18 protein-coding genes are annotated in these 21,937 nt (G+C 38.4%); 1 reads left to right on the forward strand and 17 read right to left on the reverse strand.

Translation table 11 applies throughout. The annotated features are described in order from the left end of the window. Positions 1-37 precede the first annotated feature (37 nt). The 10 genes from AWM74_RS02650 to AWM74_RS02695 all read right to left on the reverse strand — a co-directional run bounded on the left by AWM74_RS02650 (position 38) and on the right by AWM74_RS02695 (position 13,342). Positions 38-853 (reverse strand): MBL fold metallo-hydrolase, encoded by an 816-nt coding sequence (locus tag AWM74_RS02650; RefSeq protein ID WP_026466537.1) that lies wholly within the window; start codon positions 851-853, stop codon positions 38-40. Positions 854-918: 65 nt separating this feature from the next. Beyond that, on the reverse strand, positions 919-2,697 hold the full coding sequence (locus tag AWM74_RS02655; RefSeq protein WP_026466538.1) for a DUF2207 family protein: 1,779 nt from the start codon (positions 2,695-2,697) through the stop codon (positions 919-921). Positions 2,698-2,715: 18 nt separating this feature from the next. Beyond that, positions 2,716-3,537, reverse strand: a complete 822-nt coding sequence (locus AWM74_RS02660) for a two-component system regulatory protein YycI (protein WP_026466539.1) — start codon at positions 3,535-3,537, stop codon at positions 2,716-2,718. Between the two features lie 2 nt (positions 3,538-3,539). Next, positions 3,540-5,105: a hypothetical protein gene (locus tag AWM74_RS02665; RefSeq protein ID WP_026466540.1), complete on the reverse strand. Its 1,566-nt coding sequence runs from the start codon at positions 5,103-5,105 to the stop codon at positions 3,540-3,542. Further along, positions 5,092-6,987, reverse strand: a complete 1,896-nt coding sequence (walK, locus tag AWM74_RS02670) for a cell wall metabolism sensor histidine kinase WalK (RefSeq protein WP_026466541.1) — start codon at positions 6,985-6,987, stop codon at positions 5,092-5,094. The genes AWM74_RS02665 and walK overlap by 14 nt, the downstream gene beginning before the upstream one ends. Before the next feature lie 9 nt (positions 6,988-6,996). Further along, entirely contained in the window at positions 6,997-7,713 is a 717-nt protein-coding gene (yycF, locus tag AWM74_RS02675; RefSeq protein WP_026466542.1) for a response regulator YycF, read from the reverse strand. 214 nt (positions 7,714-7,927) lie between these two features. Next, on the reverse strand, positions 7,928-9,445 hold the full coding sequence (locus AWM74_RS02680) for a C40 family peptidase (protein ID WP_026466543.1): 1,518 nt from the start codon (positions 9,443-9,445) through the stop codon (positions 7,928-7,930). 377 nt (positions 9,446-9,822) lie between these two features. Then, complete coding sequence (locus AWM74_RS02685; protein ID WP_026466544.1) at positions 9,823-10,563, reverse strand: CPBP family intramembrane glutamic endopeptidase; 741 nt, start codon at positions 10,561-10,563, stop codon at positions 9,823-9,825. Between the two features lie 61 nt (positions 10,564-10,624). Then, the gene (locus AWM74_RS02690) at positions 10,625-11,053 is read right to left on the reverse strand and encodes a pyridoxamine 5'-phosphate oxidase family protein (protein WP_026466545.1); all 429 of its coding nucleotides are present in this window, start codon (positions 11,051-11,053) and stop codon (positions 10,625-10,627) included. Positions 11,054-11,194: 141 nt separating this feature from the next. After that, a complete protein-coding gene (locus AWM74_RS02695; protein ID WP_026466546.1) occupies positions 11,195-13,342 on the reverse strand; it encodes a beta-glucosidase family protein in 2,148 nt (715 codons plus the stop codon). Between the two features lie 262 nt (positions 13,343-13,604). Between AWM74_RS02695 and AWM74_RS02700 the strand changes: the two genes are divergently transcribed. Beyond that, on the forward strand, positions 13,605-14,348 hold the full coding sequence (locus AWM74_RS02700) for an alpha/beta fold hydrolase (RefSeq protein ID WP_026466547.1): 744 nt from the start codon (positions 13,605-13,607) through the stop codon (positions 14,346-14,348). A gap of 83 nt (positions 14,349-14,431) precedes the next feature. On the opposite strand, the gene nox is transcribed toward AWM74_RS02700, so the two are convergent. The 7 genes from nox to AWM74_RS02735 all read right to left on the reverse strand — a co-directional run bounded on the left by nox (position 14,432) and on the right by AWM74_RS02735 (position 21,729). Continuing rightward, positions 14,432-15,769: a H2O-forming NADH oxidase gene (gene nox / locus AWM74_RS02705; RefSeq protein WP_026466548.1), complete on the reverse strand. Its 1,338-nt coding sequence runs from the start codon at positions 15,767-15,769 to the stop codon at positions 14,432-14,434. Positions 15,770-16,184: 415 nt separating this feature from the next. Beyond that, entirely contained in the window at positions 16,185-17,405 is a 1,221-nt protein-coding gene (locus AWM74_RS02710; RefSeq protein ID WP_026466549.1) for an AI-2E family transporter, read from the reverse strand. A gap of 45 nt (positions 17,406-17,450) precedes the next feature. Further along, positions 17,451-18,476: a lipoate--protein ligase gene (locus AWM74_RS02715; RefSeq protein ID WP_026466550.1), complete on the reverse strand. Its 1,026-nt coding sequence runs from the start codon at positions 18,474-18,476 to the stop codon at positions 17,451-17,453. After that, positions 18,473-19,357 carry an SIR2 family NAD-dependent protein deacylase gene (locus AWM74_RS02720; protein WP_026466551.1) on the reverse strand — a complete coding sequence of 295 codons (885 nt, stop codon included), beginning with the start codon at positions 19,355-19,357 and terminating at the stop codon, positions 18,473-18,475. The genes AWM74_RS02715 and AWM74_RS02720 overlap by 4 nt, the downstream gene beginning before the upstream one ends. Before the next feature lie 74 nt (positions 19,358-19,431). Beyond that, on the reverse strand, positions 19,432-20,265 hold the full coding sequence (locus AWM74_RS02725; RefSeq protein ID WP_034258333.1) for a protein-ADP-ribose hydrolase: 834 nt from the start codon (positions 20,263-20,265) through the stop codon (positions 19,432-19,434). A gap of 3 nt (positions 20,266-20,268) precedes the next feature. Then, positions 20,269-20,607 carry a glycine cleavage system H family protein gene (locus AWM74_RS02730; RefSeq protein ID WP_026466552.1) on the reverse strand — a complete coding sequence of 113 codons (339 nt, stop codon included), beginning with the start codon at positions 20,605-20,607 and terminating at the stop codon, positions 20,269-20,271. A 111-nt stretch (positions 20,608-20,718) separates the two neighbouring features. After that, positions 20,719-21,729, reverse strand: coding sequence for an MsnO8 family LLM class oxidoreductase (locus AWM74_RS02735; protein WP_051218300.1), 1,011 nt, complete (start codon positions 21,727-21,729; stop codon positions 20,719-20,721). Positions 21,730-21,937: the final 208 nt, after the last annotated feature.

Raw genomic sequence — 21,937 nt, forward strand, 5'->3', positions numbered from 1 at the left:
ACTTTTTACAGGCGATTCTATAAATATTTATAAAAATTTATAAGGTAAACAAGCTTGTTGGCTTGTCTGGATTGGTGTCATATACCTCAAACTGATCATGAACACCAAGATCAGCCTGAACCATTTTTGATACACATGTTTGATGTGCAATCGACTTCATATTATTCTCTTTAGATAAATGGCCTAGATAGATACGTTTCGTTCTATCCCCAATCATATCAATCATGGCTTGAGCACCGGCATCGTTTGATAAATGGCCCTCATCACCAAGGATACGTTGTTTTAAAGACCAAGGATAAGCACCCATCCGCAACATATCTAAATCATGGTTTGACTCGATTAAATAGCCATCTGAATTCTTCAATAAGCCAATTAACCGGTCACTCACATAACCTGTATCCGTTAGAATGGTAAACTGTCGGTCATCCTTTTGAAAGGCATAAAACTGCGGTTCAGCAGCGTCATGGCTCACACCATAGGACACAATATCCACATCGCCTAAAGTTAGTATATCACCTTGCTCCATGACATGCTGTTTTTCTACTGGGATAACCCCAACCTTACTCCCAATTGCTTGCCAGGTCGCCTCATTAGCATAGACATTTAAATCATACTTACGCGCCAAAACACCCATCCCCTTAATATGGTCTGAATGTTCATGCGTAATAAATAAACTATCAATCTCATTGATATCGCGATTAATGCCCGCTAACAATTCCTTCATCTTTTTCCCACTAAATCCTGCGTCCACTAAAATCTTCCGCTTAGGGGTTTCAATATAAGTAGCGTTTCCGCTAGAGCTACTGCCGAGCATGGAAACACGCATTGTGAAATCATTATGTGCAGTCTCCATGATTGCCTCCTTCTAGATCTAAATACTGTTATTTTTTCATTTATTATTCTTCATCTTGTCACCGACTATTCAGCGACGTCATCATCCGAAACTTCCTCAGCCTGTGGTTGCCACTTCAATTTCCCTAACTGTAAATGGTCAATTGCTTGTGCCGAACCCATCAAAGGTAACTGGACAACCTGTGCCTCTTGTTCCAGCGCCTTAGCAACCTTCACATTCGACCCCGCAACCCAAGCATATAAATATTGATGGTCCAACCATTCTGCCGATTGACGGCCCCAAGCATCCGGATTCATTAACTGGCTGCCGATGCCCTTCAAATAGCCCTGCCACAACTTGTATAAGGATACCCCTTTTTCACTCCGCATTGGTAAGACATTTTTTTGTAAAAGGGCAACCAAAGCCACGCTGACAACCAGCAATAACGAAGCCCATACATTTAAAGCTTGCAGCTGCAATTGCCAGTAAATCACGAAACCTGTTCCAAATAACCATGCTACCATATAAAGGGTTAGAATAGCCATGTAAACTTGATTCATTTTACTATAAACACCGTCTTTGGTTAAGGGTTGTTTAGCTACTTGGTTAATCTTACGGACTAATTTCCGGCCAAATCGTGACATCATCGTCACCTTGCCCGTATTGTTAAAAACTAAGTCATTTAAAGACACCACATCACGACTGGTTTGGGTATTTTCTTGAAGCCTCGTTAATAATAATTGACCTGCTGGATTATTGACTTCCTGTTTCAATGTTGATACTTGAATATCCGTTAATTGGCCACGTTTATTAACTTCAAAATGGGCCGCAAAAACTTTTGCTTGAATCATCTCTAAGACTAACAAGACAATCTTTTGATGGTCCGAATACCCTTTACCCATTAACCGCGCCACAGTTTGCGGACCGTAAGCATTGGGTTGACTCTCCACAAAGCCTTTCTTATTCGGCACTGCAACCACAATTTGGCGCTTCTTCATATATAGATAAATGGTATAAGCAAAAATTAAGACAAATAAAGCCCCCGCCACAATCCAGATTTGCATGGTCTGGCGTCTTTGTAAACTAGTCGCTGCTTCTTGGCTAGCCTGCATACTTTCAATTGTCGCTTGTCCTTCTGAGTCTGCCCCCACCTTTTGGTTATCAGGTAGAATGGACACTGGCATGTACATTTGAAGGGCCACGCTTTCATCAGCTTTTAAGTTATCTACTGTGATTGTAAATGATTTTCTATCGTCAGCCCATTGCAAGTCCGTTTTGCCAGGACCTGAAATGATTAAATCAGATTGGTCTTTCGGCACGGCTTGCGGGAATGTGACAGTTAAAGTGGCTTGATCGACGTCATAGGGTAATGCTAGAAAGCTACTCTTTAAAATCGTCCACTCAGAATAATTGGTCCAAGCATCTGAAATCGTCGCTGAAACCTGGGTAATATGTGGTGCATTCGTCACCGTATTGTAGATGGTGATGTCCGCCCCTTGATCATCGGCAGTAGAAACCGTAAAAGTCCCCACTTCATTTGAATCACTCTCCACAAAAGTGAAATAAGAATCTGCCGACACACTCTTCATTTCCACGCCAAGATTGGCCAACTTACTCATATCAGTCAGGGAAATCCAGTGGTTAAATTCCTCAACGGTCCCCTTCACATCAAAACTAACCGTTTCATCTTGTTGCATGGTCCCATCAGCTTTTACATTCACAATCGCCGTATAGTCACTCACCGACACATCCGCTAGTACGCCTGTCTTATCCCCCGCAAAAAGGAACATTGCCACTAAGCTGGCTAGGATAATCGTAAACTGGTGCCAGTGATTACTGACTTTTTCTTGATAATTTTGAAACATGAATCGTCCTCTTTCCAATTACTGGGTCATAATTGCCCCATTGATACCATCTACAAATACGCGCTGAGTGGTTCCTTCATTTGTTAGAATCAATAAAGTCCACACCGGATGGTAGAGGGTTATTTCATCAAGCGCTAAGGTTTCGCGGTAAGCCAAGAATGAACGCAAAATAATAGACTCATCTGGAATACTGTTATTTAAAAAGGCATTTTCTAAGGCTTGTTGCTCACTAATTACAGTACGTTCCTCACCTTGAGACGCAGTTTCTCCAGTAATCGTTTGATCATAGGCATAAACAGCATAATCATCATTCACTTGAAAAATAATTTCTCCATTACCATCTGCAACCACTGCGCCTGAAGCAGTTTCTTGCATATAAGTAACCTTACTAGCTAGCTTATCATAACTTATAAAGCGGTATTGGCTGCCTTGGTATACTTCGCTATTAACAAACTGATTTAAACTTGATAAGGCACTATCTGAAAGCTCGCCTGATGGTGTCTCAGCAGTCACGCCTTCTAATTGAATAGGTGTATTAATTTGTGCCAGAATTTGGTTGGCATTTACTTCAACACTTTGTGTATCTTCAGTTAGTTCAGAAACAGTTTCTTCATTTAAAGTCGTATTCAATGCCCGTACAAAGGGTATCCGTAAAATTTCGTCTGAAATTTCATCGTATTGAATATTATTTGCTTTGAATTCTGTCACAATATCCATCGACTGATTTTCAATTGCTTGACTTGGCGTACCAACATATTTATTGATAAATATATTAATAAGAAATACATCTAGAATGAGGAAGGCTAGAATAAAAATAATCTCTACTTTTTTAAAGTTCATTTCTAGTTCCCCTCCCCATCACCATTACTATCAGATAGTGGTGGATTTAAAACTTGTGAATATTCAGTTTCCACCACTTCTGAAGAAAATGATTCCGAAATGCTTTCATCTAGTTGAGTTTTTGCTTCTTCCTCACTCACTTGTTGTCCAAGGTTTTCAAAGTAAACAGATAAGTCTACAGGCTCACCAGACTCTGTATAACTAGTTTTTAGAGAAGAATACTGGTCCATATCAATCAAGTCTTCCAGCATAAACCACTTATTACCAATTTGTACGTGCCATGATGGGACTAATTCAACTAAACGACTCATTTCAGGATTTTGTACCCAACGGTAACCTAGTATTAATTCAGAAATATCTTCATTCGGATAACCCGCATTATTCAACAAATCTAAGGCATTCACACCACTCATAACAGTATATGATTCAGACAAGTCCGTTACTTGCGTTTGAATAGTTAATGCTGACATGTAGATATTTTGAATCGTATTACCTGCCATAACAAATTGTGTTTTTGACACGTAATTATTACCAAATACAGGAAGTGAATTAATGTACTTACGGTAGGTCACCATTTCATTCTCTTCACCTCTAGCCTCAGCATATAGCCACGAAGTTTGGTCAGCTAGAATATCTGCCATAGCTGCAGAAGTTACTTCAATCTGTTGGTTTAGAGTTGTTTCCTCAACTTCAGCATTTTCTTGTAGTAAGACTACCTCGAAAGTTTCCATATTAATCGTTAATTGACGCCCTTCTGTATAGTAACGAGAAATATTATTCATTGAATAATCATGAATATCTTCAGGCGTTTCGAAAAAGTGATTCAAGAAATAAGTTGTCGGTTGTCGCTCTTGTAAATAGGTTAACCTGTCGATTTCTTCCGCTTCTTTTGTCACATATGACAAGCCGTTTGCTAACGTTACGGGTTCTACTGGAGACATTTGATCATCATAAGTAGCTAAATAATTATCGACACGTGCCATCACATCATCGATATTATCTGATATCGTTAATGAATAAGCAGTATTCGTCACTTCATTCATCAAATAAACTTCATTAGTATCCATGATATATACATAAGAGGTAACCGTCATTTCTTGGACTTCTTGTGGCAACCTAGTGGCATCCGCAATTAATAAATTAATTGGGGTCTCATTGATTAATTTATCTTCAACATATGCTTGAGTTTGCACATAATTTCGAATGTTATAAGCAGAATCTTCTTCAACATTATTTTCATAATCAAAGCCCGCAGCCACATGTTTCAATTCTTTGATTGCAGACATATTGTTAATGCCTACATACTCGCCTGCCCCATTATGTAATATAAGGGTTTGAGAAGCAGTAATTTCAACTTCTTCTTTAGAATTTTGATCAGTTGTTTCATTAGAAATGGCCATATTATTTAATTCCGTAGTCGTTTCACCACTTCGCTCTTGATTCAGTTGACTAAACCAAGAGTTTAAAGCACTAGGTCCATATAGATTACTTACAGAGGCTGCAACCGATACAAGCGCGAGTATGATTAATAGCGCATGAAGGACCCAATTCCAATTATTCTTCTTCATCGGCCCATTCATCCTCCCCTGCCCAATCATCACTATCAAACTCTTCAAATGGAAGAGAGATAAAGAAGGTGGTTCCTTTATTTTCAATAGAATTTACCCAAATTGTCCCATTATGTAATTCGATTTCTTCTTTAGCGATAGATAAACCTAAACCACTACCACCTTGCGCTCGTGACCGTGCTTTATCCACTCGGTAGAAACGATCAAATAGGTGCGGAATGGATTCTTGAGGAATACCTAGTCCTTGGTCTTGAATACTCAAAACAAGTTGATTGTGTGTAGACATTAAACGAACATAAATTGTCCCACCATCTGGTGAATACTTAATCGCGTTGTTCATAATATTATCAATAACTTGAATTAATTTATCCTGGTCAATTTCTACCCAGACCTCCTCCTCCATTAATTCACGTTTTATAATATAATTTTTGCCTTCATAATCTTCAGATTGAAGCATCATATCAAAGCGATCCAGAATATGGTTGACTAAGTCTTTGAAAATAATTAGTTCACGGTTGATAACTTGTTGTTTTGCATCCATTCGTGATAAATGTAGTAAATCTGAAATCATACGAATCATACGATCTGTTTCAGTCTGGATAACATTTAAAAATTCGACAGCAACTTTTTCATCTTTAATCGCACCATCAACTAACGCCTCACTATATGAACGGACACTGGTTAAAGGTGTACGTAATTCATGCGAAATATTAGATACAAATTGCTTGCGGTCACGTTCAATTTTTTCGTGTTCAGTAATATCGGTTAGCACCCAAACAAGTCCCGAAATAAATCCAGACTCACGTTGAATAACGGAATATTCTGCGCGTATAATAGTTTCCCCTTCATCATTTGCGTAATTTAGTAGGATTGAATCGTGTTGATCAAATAATTCTCTAAATGAGAACCGTTCAGATAAGTCAAGCGCTTCAATAATAGATTCTCCAATGACTTCTTCTTGGGTTTTATTCAAAATACTCAATGACCGGTCATTGATAATAGTGATTTTCCCGCGTCGGTCAGTAGCAATAACCCCATCCGTCATATGGCGCAGAACTGAATCTAAACGTTGTCTTTCTGCTTCAGTTAAGTCTTGAGCGTCCCCTACTCGAACAGATAGATAATTAATAGATTCTGCTAGTTGACCAATTTCATCCTCTGAATTGATATCTAGTGTAGTTGAATAATTACCTTCTGCAATCTGTTTTGTTTGATCACGCATTTTTTGTAAAGGATTAATAATTTGACTGGAAATTAATACAGCCAAACCAGTTGTAAAGACAAGTGAAATACCTGATGCAATCAAGAATAGAGACATTATATTTTGAATCTGACTATAGATGGTCTCCAGATTTGCAGTCACATTTAAAATACCAATCATGGCTCCAGAAGATGCCGTAGAAAAAATTGGTGTCACAAATTTTTTGATGCGAATTTCTTGGTTTGAGTCATAACCCGAAGTTTCACTTCTGATACCTGTATATAATGTTTCTTCTATATCTTCATCCACAGTTCTTTGCCCAATATAGGCTTGTGATGTAGGATTTGACGTTGCAAGTAAAAATCCATTACTATCGAATAATTGAATTTCTAATACACTATCATTATTAAAACGACGCAAGATCGAATTCACTTGCGTTTCTTTTTCATCCTCATTCAAATCTTCACCTTCCATCACCGTTTGTATATTATCAATGATAAAAGTTGTCTGACTATTTACTTGGTCATCAAACGAAGTTAACATCTCCGTTTCTAGAGAACGAATAAAATACGCTCCGACAATTTGGAGCGAAATTAGTAGTGTTAATATAAAAATAATGGGAATTTTAAAATGTATTGATTTGAAAAAAGGAATCCCAGTTTTTTTCCTTGTATTTGGCATGACTGACCTCTATTCTTGGGTTGGAATTTTAAGGAAATAACCAACGCCTCGTCTAGTAATTAAAATTTTTGGATGACTCGGATTTTCTTCAATCTTTTCACGTAAACGTCTAACGGTCACATCCACTGTTCGAACGTCACCGAAGTAATCGTACCCCCACACCGTTTGAAGCAAGTGCTCTCTGGTCATTACTTGGTTAATATGTTGAGAAAGATAATGCAATAACTCAAACTCTCGATGTGTTAACTCAACGTCTTGTCCATTTTTTGAGGCGATATACTCATCTTCGTGAATTAATAGATCGCCAATTTCAATAATATTATCTTTTTCAGCTGCCTCATCAGTCGCTACTGGTTCAGCAACTACCGCTGTACGGCGAATATTCGCTTTTACACGAGCTGTTAATTCACGGTTAGAAAATGGTTTAGTAACGTAATCGTCCGCCCCTAATTCAAGCCCCAATACCTTATCAATTTCACTATCTTTAGCAGTTAACATAATAATAGGTACTTGACTATCTTTACGAATTTGACGACACACTTCTAAACCGTCAATTTTCGGTAACATTAAATCCAATACCACTAAGTCAGGTTGGAATGATTCAAATTTTTCTAAAGCTTGTTCGCCGTCATAGGCGGTATCAATTTCATATCCTTCATTTTTTAGATTGAAGGATATAATATCTGAGATTGGTTTCTCATCGTCAACGATTAATATTTTTTTCATTAATTTGCTCTCCTTGATTGTGAACATCTGATCTTGGAAAAATAGCTAGAACTTATCACCTTATTTTAACACCTTTAGGTGAAATTGCCAATAATGCCTATTAAAGGGCTTTCATCCCTTTTAGTATCGCGCTGGATTTTAAAAAAATTCTACTAAAAAAAGGCCGAGGGGGGTAATCATCTCGACCTTTAGTATTTATTATTTAAATGATTGCTTAGTTATAAGCAGCCATACTTACAGCAAATGATGGTGCCCAGTATGGATTAATTGATTCTGAGTGAACTGTTTCACCAGGACGTTGTGAATGGATGTATTGTCCATTACCTAATGAAATTGCCACGTGGTATGGAGAACCATAAGAACCCCAGAAAATTAAGTCGCCTGGTTGCGCAGATGAAACTGCAATTTTTGGACCAGCATATTGTTGTTCACCAGTATAGCTACCTACGTTAACACCGTAAGTTTGTTTGTAAACATAGTTCACGAAACCTGAACAGTCGAAACCTGAAGGTGATTTACCACCCCATACATAAGGTACACCAACTTGTGCATAAGCATTGTTTAATAAAGCTGTTACATTACCTGATTGTGCTTGGGCTTCTGCCTCCGCTTGAGCTGCTGCTTCCGCTGCTGCTTGGGCTTCTGCCTCTGCTTGAGCTTCCGCCGCTGCTTCCGCTTGGGCTGCTGCTTCTACCGCTGCTTGTGCTTGAGCTGCAGCCTCTGCTTCGGCTACTGCTTGTGCATCCGCTGCTGCTTGGGCTTCTGCTTCCGCTTGAGCTGCTGCTTCTGCGTCCGCTTGCTCTTGAGCCTCTACTTCAGCTGCCGCTTGTGCGTCTGCTGCTGCTTGCGCTTCTGCTTCTGCTGCTAAAGCTTCTTCTGCTGCAACTTGTGCTTCGATTTCTGCGTCAGCAGTTCCAGTTTCTTCTACTGAATTTGCAACTGGTGCAACTTCAGCTTCTTCTGTAGCTACTGTTGATTCAACAGATGCTACTTCAACAACCGTTTCAGTTTCTTCTACTACTGGTGCTTCTTCAACAGCAGGTGCTGCAGCTAAGCCAGGAATAGCCAACGATTGACCAACTAAGATCAAGTCAGATGATAAGTTGTTTTGTACACGTAATTCAGACGCTGAAACGCCAAATTGACCTGCAATTTTATTGATAGAGTCACCAGCAACTACAGTGTAGTTGCCATTTACGTCTGCTACATAGTTGTTAACAGTTTCTTCTACTACTGGAGTAGCTTCTACTTCCGTTTCAACTGTTTCTTCAGCTACAGGAGCTATTTGTTCTACTGTTGTTTCTTGAGCTACTTCACCTTTAACTTTTAATTGTTGACCAACTAAAATCAAGTCACCTGAAATACCATTTAAATCACGTAAGTTTTGTGCTGTTGTGTCAAAATCTGCAGCGATTTTGTTTAAAGTATCACCTGCAACAACTTTGTATACGTTAGAAGCATCTGCAACACGTTTTGTGCTTGCTGCTACTGGTGCATCAACAGTTGGAATATTTAAAGAGTGACCTGCAATAATTAAATCTTGGTTATCGATTGTGTTCACTTCTATTAAGTCTGCAATTGATAAGTCAAATTTGCGTGAAATAGCAGATAAAGTATCACCTGATTCGATTGTATATACTTCGTCTGCTGAAACATTAGTGGTTGCAAAGGCTGCTAAAGCCGCTGACGTCGCTAACGATGTCCCTACCATTTTTTTTACTGAAAACTTCATTAAATTTCTACCCCCTGAAATTTCTAATTACAATAGCTATTATATACAAGCAAACTGCAATTTTCCGTAACAATCAGGTTACAAATCTTTTACTCTTTCTTACACTTTTCCTTATATTTAGGTAATACTTTTAGATTACTTTTGTCTTTTTTAGACTAGAATTATTTTAAAATATTAATAATCTATTAAGAAGGTTAATAAATCAATCTTTTAAAAAAGTCTTAAATCCAAATTATTCGTTTGTATTTAAAATAAAAAAGCTATGTTTTCGTAACATTAATGTAACATTACTTAAAAATAGCGTAAAAAAACCTCTTTAAACAAGTGCTTTTAAAGTTACACCACCGTTCAAAGAGGTCTTTTTTATAAATTTTTCATTAATATAAACCAAATATTAACATGATAGCACCCGGTAAATTATTCAAGAAGTGAATTAGGATGGCGTCATTAATATTTTTCTTCCGCCAATAAGCCATGAAGCAAGCTGCTCCTATTCCTGCATAAATAATAAATGAAATGATATTACCTGACAGATGCATACTTGAGAAGAATATCGATGATAATATAATAGCTACCGTAAAATTCTTATCTTTAAACATGCCTTTACTGATCATGGCGCGGAAGATAATTTCTTCCATTACTGGTGCCATCGTAATAACAGTTAATCCAAGATTCAAGGCTAACAGTATGTTGGTATTCCCTGCAAGTAATCCAAAGATTGCTTCATCATTTACAGTAGTTTCTTCACCGTAAATCCCTGACATTAAATAAGACATTGCTAGTTTAAACACTAAAACTGCTGCAAATATCCCTAAGTCCTTAAGCACATCATCCCAAGTTAAACTTATAACATTTTCAGGATGTTTCTTTTGATAACGACGGTAGAACCAATAGCTCACTGCAAACATATAGATAATGCTGACAATTCCTAGGATTGTTATCCATGTATTGTCTAAAAGGCTACCATACATCACATATAGTTGAGGAAGTGAGACAATTAGCGTGTAAACTAATGTCCACAAAATAACCTTAGCCCCGCCCACTATCCAGCCAATCCATTTTTGTCTAGTTGGATTCTGGTAGTAAGCTTCAGTATTTCTATTCTTCCTTTTCCCCATATAATTCCCCTAACTTTATTGACTAATTACAATTTCCTTCTATATAAAAGGTTAATTTATATTAATTTGCTGAAAATTCAAATGTACCATTAGTATGTGCTTTTAGATTCATATAGAAACCACTGCCTTCATATACTTGAAGTGCAACCACTGATTTACGGTCTTCTTCATCAGGATAGACATCTTTTACGTAAGGATTATCTTTTAATATGTCTTCTAAATATGATTGGTCAACTTCACGCACTTTACCTTCAACCGTAATAGCTTGAATGCCATTTTCATCATTGGACATACCTGAAATAGACACATTTTCGTTATCTTTTAATTGCGTATAGAATTCATTACCTGGCTTTGTCATAAAGAAAATACCATTTTCATTTGCAACACCAATATTAGCAAATCTCGTATGTGGCTTCCCATCGCTATCTACCGTAGCAAAAACTGCTGCGCCAATATTTTCTAATATCTTCATGTAATCTTGTAATTCCATTTTTCAACATCTCCTTTATTGTGCTTCTTTCCTCTATTGTATCGCAAATTCTAGAAATCCTTTAGTAGAATCTAAATCAAAAATACATAAAAACAACTGGAAAATGACAGATACCCTTTTCCAGTTGTGATAAGTTAAATTTTATTGAATTGTGTGCGTTAAAGTGAACGGTGTATTGTCACTTGCATTTCCTACATAGAACTTGTAATCACCAGGTTCAATGATAAAGTCGTGGGCATTGTTATCCCACACACCTAGTGGATGGTTAGTAGCGAATGGGTCAATGGTGATTGTGACATCAGTTGTTTCCCCAGCAGCTAGGTGTACTTTCTTGAAGCCAACTAAGCGCATCGGCGGTTGTCCGTCAACTGGAATGCCAACATAAACTTGTACGACTTCTGCACCATCACGGTCGCCAGTATTTGTTACAGCAACTTGAATATTAATTGGAGCGTGGCCATCTGACACTAAGTTATCTAGTCTAGCTTCTTCAATTGCAAAACTTGTATAAGATAAACCATGGCCAAAAGCAAATCCTGCCTTAATATCTTGACCTTGGTACCAGCGGTAACCCATTTCCAATCCTTCTGAGTAACGAATTGTTGGGAAACCCTCCCCTTCATCGACACCTGGATGACGTTCAGCATGTCCGTAAAAAATAGTTTCTTCATCGCGAGCTGGATAGCTTGTTGGGACTTTACCAGATGGATTTACATTACCAAATACTAAATCAGCAACAACATGTCCATCTTCAACCCCTTGATTCCATACTTCTAATACTGCCGAAGCTTTATGAATCCAAGGTAATACGACTGGACTTGAATCTTTTAATACAACAACCGTTTGCTCATTTAACCCAAGTAATGCATCTACCATTGTATCTTGGTCTTTTGGTTGGTGAGCTGTCTGCATATCCATTCCCTCTGTTGCGACTAATCCGGCCATAATGACTACTGCATCAGCATCCTTTACAGCTTCTTTCGCCTCTGCTAAGTTACTTAAATCATCCGCAACAATGAAAGCATTCACTTTTGTGTGACTGTCTAAACCGGCTAAAACATCTTCCATTCCCTGTTTAGGCGCAACTGTATATAATGGGTCCACTTTAGAAGAACCACCGCCACCTTGAGTGGCAAACTCAGCAAATTTTGATTGACCAACAATTAAGATGTTGTCGTGTGTTTTAGGATCTAGTGGCAAAATATTTTTATCATTTTTCAATAAGACAGCTGACTGTTCTCCAATGCGACGTGCACGTTGGCCGTTAGTCTCAGCATCAATTTCACCCGGATTATATTCACTTTCAAAGACATTAAATTTGAACATTTGCGTGAAGCGACGGATTAATGCTCGGTCGATTGTCTTCTCTTCAAGAGATTGGTCGGCTAAGGCAGCTTTAATATTCGTTTCATTTAACCACTTAGCATCAGGCATTTCATGGTCTAAACCTGCATTTAATGAAGCAGCAGCTGAACGTGCTGACCAGAAGTCCGTTTGAACATATCCTTCAAAGCCCCACTCGTTACGTAAAATATCATTTAATAAGTAACGATTTTCAGTGGCATAAGTACCGCGTAATCGATTATATGCCGACATAATAGAGGCTACTTCACCATCTTTTACTAACATCTCAAATGGTAGTAAGTATAATTCACGCAGAACATTTTCATCGATTTCTACAGAATAGCGGAAGCGTTCATCTTCTTGGTCATTTACTGCAAAGTGTTTACCCATAGCAATTACATCATGACTTTGAATCGCTTTAGTGATTTCAACACCCATCACACCTGATAGGAATGGATCTTCTGAAAAGTATTCAAAGTTACGACCTGAAATGGGTAGACGGTGTAAACACACGGCTGGACCCTCTAATACATGTTGGCCTAATGTTTTAGTTTCTTCACCAATAATATCACCGTAAGCATAGGCTAATTCTGGATCAAATGTTGCTGCAACACCGATTGTCATTGGTAAGGCTGTTGCTTTGGGGCTTGGTGTACCGTCTCCCATACCAACACCAACTGGTCCATTTGTAATCCGGTAACGTGGTATACCCAATTCTTCATTGGCTTTAACGTGACGTTCTACACGGATTTGACTAGCTAGCCTTGCCATTTCTTCTTCATCTGTAATTTCACTCATAGAGCCATAGATATCAATAGTTTCCATTGCACCATGTAATTGTTGGATTTTTTGATCAATATTCATATGTGCTACTAACAATTCTGCCCGTTTCTTTGCTTCTAAACTTGTATCTAGCCAAGGCATGTCTTTTGTATTCGTTTCCATAAATATCCCCCATTTTTTAACTTTTTGTTTCAGAACTTCTATAGTCCCTGAAACCCTTATCATCTTTCTCTATCATACAATAACTTTATACTTTTGACTAGTTTACTCAATTAAAAAGAGCAACATTTGCAAACTTCTTTGCATATAAAAGCAAGCTTAGTCTACTAACGTTAGCTAATTCTAAATATTTGCATTCTCCTAGACCTGTCGCTATGCTAACAGGTGAACAAAATATGAAACAATTGATTGTGAGGTAGAACAATTGAAAACAACCATTAGAAGACGACATATCGGTGAGATACCTTTACTTGAAGTTGTCCCTGTACAAGACCGCAATGCCCCTCTACCATTGATTGTCTATTACCATGGTTGGCAGTCAAATAAAGAATTAAACTTAACTCAAGGGCGTAAACTAGCACAAGTCGGTTTTCGTGTGATATTACCAGATGCCATGAACCATGGTAGCCGTAAGCAACCAGTATCCGCTATTCCGTCTTTAACCTTTTGGCAAAGTATCCAAAGTAACTTATTTGAATTTGGCGCTATTATCCAACACTTCAAAAGACTGAACTTAATTCTAGATGACCGGATTGGAGTTGGGGGGACTTCTATGGGTGGCTTTACTTCATCCGCTTTATTGACCCACCACCCAGAAATAAAGGTAGCTTCATGTATGATGGGGTCACCAACGCCAACCCAATATCGAGAGCGACTAATTGAACATGCTAGCAGGCTCTCCAACCGGTTTGTCCCAGATGATTTAAGAGATTTGACGGCTTGGGTTGACCGGTATGATTTGTCCACCCAAGTTGACAGCTTAGCGGGCAGACCCTTCTTGATTTGGCATGGTGAGCGTGATTGGCGGGTACCTTATGATCAGACTGCAACGTTTGTGAAAGACAACAACCACTTGGACAATATCATTTTTGTACACGAGGATGAAGATCATTTAGTTAAAACAGAAACCATGGATATGATGACGGCTTTCTTTTTAGATAAGCTTTAAGCAAGCCAACAATAAAAAAGGGCAACCTTTCCTAGCTGATGTTAGCTAAGAGGGTTGCCCTTTTTCAATTATTATAGATTTAATTATTCAGCTTTTAAAGCTGCTTTAGTGATGTAGTTGTATGGTTGGTTGAAGTGAGGTAAGAAGAACAAGTCTAATAGTGCTAATTTATCAACTGTTAATTGTTCTTGCACCGCTAATGAGAACATGTGGATACCCATTGATACGTCAAAGCGTGATACCATTTGCGCACCTACGATACGACGAGATTCTTCTTCGTATACGATACGTAATTTAACTTCACCGTTTTCTTCTGCTGGCATGAAACCTGGTAATTGTGTATCTTCGATGTCTGTGTAGTTTACTTTCAAGCCGTTTTTCTCTGCTGCACGTACTGATAAACCAGTAGATACTAATTTCAAGCCAAAGATTTCGATACCGTTTGAACCTTGAATCCCAGCACCTTCTACGTGGTTACCTAAGATATTTTGACCTGCAACGATACCTGAACGGACAGCGTTTGAAGCTAATGCAATATAAGCTGTGTCATTTACAGCGTTTGAGTAGTTAGTTGCACAGTCACCTACTGCGTATACTGAGTCGTCGTTTGTTTTGAATGTACGGTCTACTAAGTAAGCGCCGTTAACAAATGTATCTAAGTGGTCTGCACCTAATCCAGCGTTTGGACGGAAACCGATACAGTTGATGATAACGTCAGCTTTGTATTCGCCGTTAGTTGTTTTAAGACCTGTTACTTTACCGTTTTCACCTAAGTATTCTTCAGCTAATTCACCAAAGTGAGTGTGTACGCCGTTAGCGCGTAAGTTTTCGTCCATTGCTACTGCGAAGTCTACATCGTAGTAGTTCATTAATGAATGTTCTTCTGCGTCGAAGATGTGTACTTCTTTACCGCGACGAGCTGCTGCTTCAGCGATTTCAACACCGATGTAACCAGCACCGATAACACATACAACGTTAGCGTCGTCTGCTGCTAAGGCTTTGTCTACTTCTTGACCTTCTTGGAATAATTTTAGGAAGTGTAATCCTTCTAAGTCGTTACCTGGTAATTTAGGTGCGATCGGAAGAGATCCAGTTGCTAAAACTAATTTGTCATAGTTTTCTTCTAATTTTTCACCTGATTTAGTTTCTGCGTAAACAACTTTATTTTCAAAGTCAATTTCTTTTACTTCTGTTTCTAAAGATACTTTAGCACCTTTAGCTTCGAAATCTGCAGCTTTTGTATAGAATAACCCTTCGTAGCTATCGATTTGACGACCTACCCATAATGCGGTCCCACAACCTAAGTATGATAAGTTTGAGTTACGGTCTATTAATGTAACTTCTACGTCTTGATCTGAATCTAATAATGTATTTGCTGCTGAGATACCTGCATGGTTAGTTCCTACTACTACAACTTTCATTAAATGTTTCCTCCTCGGTGTACATATCTATTGCTCATTTATTTACAAGCTCAGAATAACACCATTTTTTTGGGATGACAAACCAAAGTTGTATAATTTGTAAAAGCTCACAAAGTCTATAGCAAGCAATTTTAAACGATAGTTTGTGAAAAACTTATTATATACCTTTAAAAATGGTTATTTTATTGCATTTTTTGTTATTTTTCTTAAAAATTATATTTCTTTAACCAAATTCGATATTTCACAAATTTAGAAATTTTAATACATTATTTGTACTTTCTACACTTTTATCCATCTATAAAAGAAAAAAGCACTCACAAATATCGAGTGCTCTTCCCCTATATATCAATGTTTCTGCCATTTTTCACTTGTGCAGATTTTATATGTGAAAAAGTTTGTGCATTTTTATACGATGTTATATTCTATCAATTTCTTTATCAGTTAATGTTTGGTGACGTAGACTCTCTAAAAATCGTACTTTTTGTTCAATATCCCGGTCACCTGTCTGTTGAATCATACGTTCACGGTAGGCTACATCAATCTTAATAATTTTATAAATAGAAGCTAAGAACGGCACCCCAATTAGCATACCTGGGATTCCCATCAAGCCACCACCAACAGTCACGGCGAATAAGACCCACATACTAGGTAGACCAATTGAATCCCCCACAACACGCGGATAGATTAAGTCTCCTTCCAATTGTTGAACAAAAAAAACAAAAATGAGGTAAACCACCGCATAGGTCGGGTTTAAAGCTAAGAGGATAACCACCCCAACTGCACCAGATAAGAAGGCACCTATAATCGGAATCAATGCCATCACACCTTGAAGGACACCTAACATCGCAGCATAAGGAACTTGCAGAATAAATAACCCCGCTGTTACTAAAGCACCTAAGATGATTGCTTCAATGACCATTCCTGAAATAAACTTAGAAAATGTTTCATTAGCAACTCGAGCCACATTTTCAATTAATTGGTGGATATCATCGCGAACATAAACCGTTAGCAACCGATCCACTTGTTTGGCCAATTTTTCCTTTGAAAAAAGAATATAAATTGCAAACAAGATACCCAAGAAGATATTAGTTACTGCACCAACAGAAGTGGTTAATACCGAAACAGATGTCGTCGCTAGACCTGAAGCTACATTGTTAATGCCACTTGCCACATTAGAGAAGATACTACCCCAATCGAGATTCGCTTTGTTTGCTAAGTCGTTCACTAAAGGAACCAAAGCATCTTGATTATTAAACCAATTTGTTAGATTTTCAATAGTCTCAGGTACCACTTCAATCAACGTCATAATCGCAGACGCCAATTGTGGTAACACAATTACAACCGTCGCCGCTATCACTAAACAGACAACTAAGATAGCTAAAATAATAGCTACTGGTCGTCTTGAACCTTTCAAATACTTATTTTTTGCATTCGGGTATAAGTATTTTTCAATCCAAGTCATCAATAAATTTAAGACAAAGGCAATCATTCCACCTAAAATTAAGGGAAAAATCACTGACCAAATCATCGTGACAATTTGTACAAGATAGGACCAATTGATGACAGCTAATATAAATACTGCAATCAAGGCCAACCATTGTATCCCTTGTTTTGTTGGGCCATTTAATTTTTTCAATTCAATTCAACTCTTTCTCTACTTTAATATATACATTTTAACATATTAGGCTAAAACTAGGTTAGTTAGAACAGTTGAATCAATCGAACCAAAATACGGCGTTAAGTCAATATCGTTTAATGCGCTCGCTACTGCATCTTCCCTTAATGGACAGCCTATGAGTAGGTTTTCTATATCTGCTATGTCTTTCTTTCCAAAAAAATCACCATAAATCCGACATTTTTGAATATGCCCCTTAGCAACTTCCAAGGTTACTTCAAGTGTTCCAACACCCGGAACGCGTATATCATTTTTGATGGCATAATTAGGATTATTCCCAAAATTCCAGGACCAATTCTTATATTTGTCCGCTACCATCTGGTCAATGATTGCCCAATCTTCATCACTAAGCGCATACCGTTTGGCCTGATTCATATCGTCTATCCCTAAGAACTCTGCGGCCATAAGATCTTTAAATTCAAAATTAGATAAGTTCTGATAAGCTGGTGCAAGATGACTTCGAATATCCGTTACCCGAGCGCGAACGGATTGAATCCCTTTTGAAATGATTTTCTTTTCATTAGGATTGAGGGCTTTGACCATAGCATCATAGTCGACATCAAGCATTAAGGAGAAGCCACCATATACTAAATTATTCTTCATGGTCATGGCAGCCCCTGAAATCTTTTTCCCAGCAATTTCTAGGTCATTACGGCCACTTTGACTCAGATCTTTCACCCCAAATTTTTCTAAGGCATCAATAGTTGGTTGATATAACTTGGCATAATTACCATAAATATCCGTATCACCAGGATATAGGAAACAGAAGTTAACGTGTCCTGCATCCTGATAGAGGGTTCCGCCACCGGTATCACGGCGGACTAGTAAGATATCATGTGCTTTCACATACGCTTCATTAACCTCTACTAAGGAATTTTGGAAACGCCCTACCTGGACAGTTGGCCCTACGATATAAGGTAACAATATCGGCTCTGTAATTTCAAGATGCTCTTGCACATAGACTTGGACCGCTAAGGCGTAAGCACTATCCATCATATATTCACCGTTTCGAATGGGTTCTATTACAATCATTCAACTAACGCCTCCTGCATTAAAGCATTTGCACCAATAATCGTTTCTGCAATATCCTCATCTAAACGATACGTTTGTTGTTTTAAGTGGTCAGGAATGCGGTATAATTTCTTATTCATTGGTACATACATCGCTTTAGGGTTTTTAGCCGTCATCTCTTGGAAAGGTGTCTTTACAAATTGTGGCGTGGTATAACCGACCCCGATATCTAAAAAGAGAATAGCTTGTCCCTCGTATTCATCCAAAAAGGCATCATAGCGCGCTTTTTGTGCAAAGAAATCTGGACTTTCAACCATCCCTTTACCTGCTTTTCGTTTATTTACTTCCATAACAGCCCCACATTTTGGACAACGCGGAATTAAATCATAAGGAATCTCCATATTTTCTTGCCTTGTTACCATTTCTCTAATTAAATCATCATCCCGGTAGGTTTCTTGATGGCACATTTGACTACACTGCATCAGGATATACTCTCCTTGAATACGGAAGACCTTATCCATATCATAATCAGCAGCCGCAAAGGCATTATCGGCATTGGTCGTAATAATATGATGTGGTTTACTTCTTAATAAATCTTTCAACGCAATGTAAGATTCTCCAACTGGTTGATCAAGATAATTTAAGGCGATAAAACGTGATTCAAAAGCCCAATATTCTTGCGTCGATGGAAAATCGAATAAACTAGCTTGTAACATATCGAAGAAACCATATTTCTCAATAAAGTCAGGGAAATTATTTTCAAACCGCGGCCCCACATAGGTAAAGCCATCTGCAGCCGACATGCCAGCCCCGATACCGATAACTACAGCATCTGCCTCAGTTATTGCTTCTTTTAACATACTTGCTTGATTTTCTGTAGGGTCCTCAAAGGATTTCCACATACCTATACTTCTTCCTTTCCTGTAAAAAGAGTAGGCAGCTAGTTTTTAGCCTACCTACTCCAAAAATGCGTTATTTAATTGATTAAAGCTTTTTGATATAAAGCCACATCTTCATCCAAGAAGACATTAAAGACAACCTGTAATGAACTATCCGTTTCCTTTAAATAATCTTGAACTGTTTGAATGGCAATATCTCTGGCTAATGCCTTTGGAAAATGAAACTCACCAGTTGAAATACTACAAAAAGCAATAGTCGAAAGTCCTCTAGCATCCGCTTCTTTTAGGGAATTTAGGTAGCAAGCTACCAACAAATCTTGGTTCATTTTTGACACAGGTTCCTTATAAATCACCGGCCCCACCGTGTGAAAAATGAATTTTGCTGGCAAGTTGTAAGCTTTTGTAACCATGACCTTCCCCACTGGCAGTTTACGGCCATTTAATGCCTTAGCCATATCCGTTCTTACCTGAGCACCCGCCATTGTATGGATTGTATTGTCTATACAATGATGGTTTGGAATATAGCAACCTAGTCCATTCTTATTGGCCGCGTTCACAATGGCATCCACCTTCAAGCGGGTAATATCCCCTTGCCAAAGAAAAATACGTTGGTCCAACTGGCTTTTTTGCCATTGGTCTGGGCTGGCAGCTGGCGCTAGCTTGGCTTGAAGTAGAGATTCTTCTGCCAGTAAGTATTCCGGGCTTGGTTGGTAGACATCGCGTACATTGACTAAACCTCTAAAAACCGTCCAGCGACTGTGGTCATCAGGGATGGCGGTTATGTCTAGGCTATTGTCAGCTTGGACGATGCCTGCCCTTTTCAAATCATCTCTATAGGCTTTTTGATGATTGGTTAAATTTGTTTGCTGGTCCGATAGGTATTGGATGAGTTGGTTGAGCTGTTTTTCCATGTGCTAGGCTTCTGGTAGTTTGTCGTAGGCGTCTTGGTCTACGTTGGTCATTTTGTAAACCCAGCTTTCATCGGCTTTTTCTGAGTTTAATTGTTCTGGTGCGTCTTCTGTCGCCTTGTTGATGGCTGTGATGGTTCCTGCTAATGGCGCTTGCAGTTCTAAGACTGTTTTAGATGCTTCTAAGTTTAAGATGGCTTGGTTTTCTTCGACTTGGTCACCCTCTTTGGTGATAAATTCTACGTAGCCAACGGTACCAATATCATCTTGCAATTCTGGTGTCATGATAAATGTGAATTCGTCTCCGTTTTGTTCTACCCATAAGTAATTTGCTAGTTTGCGCATGTTGTTTCCTCCTAAAAGATTGATTGTTTTGTTATATTTTTCTTATTTATTTTTTATAGAATATAGTTTTAAAACTTAGCTGATGCTATACACATATTCTCTAGATCAAGACTATAAATCAAAAGCTTGAGCAATCAATTCTAAATGTTCTTGCCGGCGCTCGACGCCTGGGACAGTTGGAATGACCATAAATTCATCGGCAGCTGTCAGCTGAATAATTTGCTCGATTTGACCTTTGACTTGTTGAATATCTCCTATAATCAGTTTTTTACGGTTACGGGCCATTTTCGCATGGTCGGCTTCCGTAAATTGATAATTGGCTGCTTCTTCAATCGTTGGCAAGTGGTCAAATTCACTGTAGTCTTTTTTCCCAAGAATCCATAGCTCAAAAGCTCGCTGAAGTGGCTTGATATCAGTTCCCTCTGGCACAACAGCAATGAAGGCTGAAACCATAAATTGAGGCTTAGCTAAAGTGACTGATGGTTGGAAGTTGTCACGATAGATTTTCGCAATCCGCCCAGCTGCTTCAATAGCATCCTCATCCTGGTTAAACAATAAACTGTAGACGTAGCCAATACCTAAGCGGGCTGCCTTATAAGCAGATGCTTCACTGGCTGATAAGGTCCACAAGGTTGGTGGTGTAGCAGGTCTTGGATAGACTTGCAGGTCGCCATAGTTATTGGGTGCTTGGCTAACAAGATCCCTTACTTCCCACATGGCTTCTTCGTTATCTTTGTAACCCTTAAGATTGCTGTCTAAAGCATCTCGAACCGCTTGGCGGCCTGGATTATTGCCCATGCCTAAATCTACACGACCAGGATATAAATGGGCAATCGTATTAAAAACCTCTGCCACTTTTAATGGGGCATAATGAGGTAGCATCACCCCACCTGATCCGAATTTAAGCCGCTTAGTCTGACTTAATAGATAAGTCATCATGATTTCGGGGGCAGCCGATGGGTAGGCTGCTAAACTATGGTGTTCAGCAAACCAAAAACGATGATAGCCCAATTCTTCTGCTCTTTTAGCTAAATGAAGGGTATCATTGTAAGCGTCTGTGTCATTTTTTCCTAGGTCACGAGCGACGAAATCAAGGATATTAAATTTCACTGTATCCGTCATGAATCTGTACTCCTTTACTTTTACAAACTGTTATACTACGAGTTTATAATTCTATTCACAAATAACAGGACTAGCCTTTTTAACTATTATCATGATATCATATAAACTGTTCAAATATTTGCATAAAATGCTTTTTTTTGAATACGCATACAAAATATGCATTTTTCAAACATTCACTTCGTATGCGTTCATAGAAAGGAAATCAAAT

The organism is Aerococcus urinaeequi (assembly GCF_001543205.1).
In the GTDB taxonomy this organism is placed as follows: Bacteria; Bacillota; Bacilli; order Lactobacillales; family Aerococcaceae; genus Aerococcus; species Aerococcus urinaeequi.